The sequence below is a fragment of the Rhodoferax sp. genome (assembly GCF_037143375.1).
In the GTDB taxonomy this organism is placed as follows: Bacteria; Pseudomonadota; Gammaproteobacteria; order Burkholderiales; family Burkholderiaceae_C; genus Rhodoferax.
This window is the reverse complement of sequence record NZ_JBAWYV010000275.1, coordinates 1-2,415: the sequence shown is the minus strand read 5'-3', so window position 1 is coordinate 2,415 and position 2,415 is coordinate 1. Positions and strand designations below refer to the sequence as shown.

The 2,415-nt window shown below is 50.6% G+C and carries 2 protein-coding genes; both read right to left on the bottom strand.

Annotated elements, in window-relative coordinates; genetic code table 11:
- Positions 1 to 142: 142 nt before the first annotated feature.
- On the bottom strand, positions 143 to 436 hold the full coding sequence (locus tag WCG50_RS18910; RefSeq protein WP_336901145.1) for a DUF1778 domain-containing protein: 294 nt from the start codon (positions 434 to 436) through the stop codon (positions 143 to 145).
- A 626-nt stretch (positions 437 to 1,062) separates the two neighbouring features.
- Entirely contained in the window at positions 1,063 to 2,103 is a 1,041-nt protein-coding gene (locus WCG50_RS18905; protein ID WP_336901144.1) for an IS110 family transposase, read from the bottom strand.
- Positions 2,104 to 2,415 lie beyond the last annotated feature (312 nt).

Below are 2,415 nucleotides of genomic sequence, written 5' to 3'. Positions count from 1 at the left end.
GGTTTGTCGCGCATCGCAACAACAAGCGCCTATCCAGCGCCGCGCTGGCGTTCAAGGATTTTTTACTCACCGAAGTGGCGAACAAGGCGTAACCCGTGACGTAATGCAATTACTTGTCGAATAGCCTGGCCGTCAAATTCAATCACAGTGCGTTTTGACCATTACGCCACTTCAAATATTCACTGGCTGCGGCGTCTAATTTTGGGCGAGGCTTGTCGGTATTGTCCGTTGCCGTAAAAAACACATCCCAGTCACGCGGTGACAATGACAAGGTCTCACTCCCGATAAGAATCTGCTTTGCACGCTCCTGTGCGGAGGTGATTAGAAATGCACTCAATGAAACACCGACGGTCGCCGCAGCACGGGAAGTCAACTTCTTGATCTCAGATGAAGTACGCAGTTCAATGCGTTCATAAGGTTGGGCAAGTGAGGTCATGAAGTGACTCCTGAATGATTACGGAAAAATTCTAGGTGAGAGAAGCAATGCTTGCAACCACTACACGCGCCCTGTGTAAATCGATGGCTTAGTTGTTTCTAGATCTGATAGACGATTTGTCATGATCGAGATTTGAATGGATACGATGGAGAGTTATACGCCGATGATGCAAGTAGGCGTATAACAACAATGGTGTGGGGCGTTATGGGCAACTGATATATGAGCTGCGATGTGGCGTAGCCGCAGAAGCAAGCCAGTGTTTGTAAAAGGCCTTTTTGATTTGCTGGGTTGCCGCGACCTTTGGTCTCGCAACGACGGATTGTCTTTGCGAGTCGCCTGCGACGAAGCATACATGGACGCCCACATTTGCCAAGCTTTCAATTCATGATTTTGATTAGGTAAAGATTGCAGCCATACATCCGGATTTTGTATGAGACTTATCGCCTCTATCCCTGATGGAATTCGCTGATTGGGGCTCTATCAATCCAGCGCACTTCGCGTGCCTTGCTTCTTTCGAGCTATCCCAATCACGGTCTGACCAGTCTCGCCATCATTTCATGATTGCCTGTGCAATCGGTGGTATTGCTCCTTCAACTCGTTAAAATTGGTTTTACTAACCGCCTTGATTACATTCCGGCAACAACGGCTGCCGGTGTGTAATCGGGGCGGAACATTCGATCGTTGGCCAACAGCGCCCATACGATCCGCGCATTCTTGTTCGCCAGGGCGACCGCAGCTATGTTCTTGTTGCGCCGTGCCATCAGCTTACCCAACCAAACATTCGGTTCAGCCTTGTTCTCGGCAAAGCGGATGACGGCTCGCGCACCGTGGATCATCAAAGTGCGTAAATACGTGTCGCCACGCTTGCTAATACCCAGCAGAGTCTGCTTGCCGCCACTGGAGTGCTGTTTGGGTACCAGTCCCATCCATGCCGCCAACTGACGACCATTCTTGAACTCCCGTGCATCACCCACTGTCGCGACAATCGCACTGGCCGTAATCGGCCCCAGCCCCGGAATCTCTGCCAGCTTGCGGCTTGCTGTATTCTCGCGATGCCACAACTGAATTTTTTCTTCCAATTCTTTGACCTGACGATCCATCTCTTTCAGATTTTCAGTCAGCCTTTCAAGCAAGTTGCGCATCGCGCCAGGTAACCCGTTTTCACCGTCCTCCAGAATCTCTGGCATCTGCTTGGTAATTGAGCGTATGCCCTGCGGAATGACGATTCCGAATTCAGCGAGCAAGCCTCGTATCTGATTGCCTTGTGCCGTTCTGGCCTTCACAAATCCCTGCCGTGCACGGTGTACCGACAATATCGCCTGTTGCTCAACCGTTTTTATTGCCACAAACCGCATATTCGGCCGGGCAACGGCTTCGCAGATCGCCTCGGCATCGGCCATATCGTTCTTGTTCGTTTTAACATAGGGCTTCACGAACTGCGGTGCCATCAGCTTAACCGTGTGACCATAACCTTCCAGCTTGCGCGCCCAATAATGCGCACTACCGCAAGCTTCCATGCCAATCAAACAAGGTTCCAGATTCGCAAAGTAACTCGACATCTCGGCGCGCTTGAGTTGTTTGCGCACGGACACCTTACCTCGCTCATCAACACCGTGAATCTGGAAAACAATTTTTGCCAAATCAATGCCAATTGTTGTAGTCTTCATTTCGGATGCCCCTTTCTATTTGAGTGGTTGTTTTACAGCCTCTACTTTGGCACTTTGATGCCGTTTTAGGAAGTGGGCGTCCATTCCATTAATCCAGCCCGGAAAAATAGGGTTTTTTGAATTCTCTGGATTGCCGCGTCGGCGGTGCCTCCTCGCAAAGACGTTCAGAGCCTGTCATTGCGAAGCCCGTAGGGCTGCGGCAATCCAGTCAATTCACGTCGTCTTTGCCTCCTCGCAAAGACGGTCAGAGCCTGTCATTATAGTGGCCCCCGAATTTCAGACAGTGAATTAAGATGGTAGCCTGCCGTAAAA

Bases quoted from the DNA above. Each gene is read 5' to 3' on its own strand.
- WCG50_RS18910 (WP_336901145.1), bottom strand. From the start codon at position 436: ATGACCTCACTTGCCCAACCTTATGAACGCATTGAACTGCGTACTTCA.
- WCG50_RS18905 (WP_336901144.1), bottom strand. From the start codon at position 2,103: ATGAAGACTACAACAATTGGCATTGATTTGGCAAAAATTGTTTTCCAG.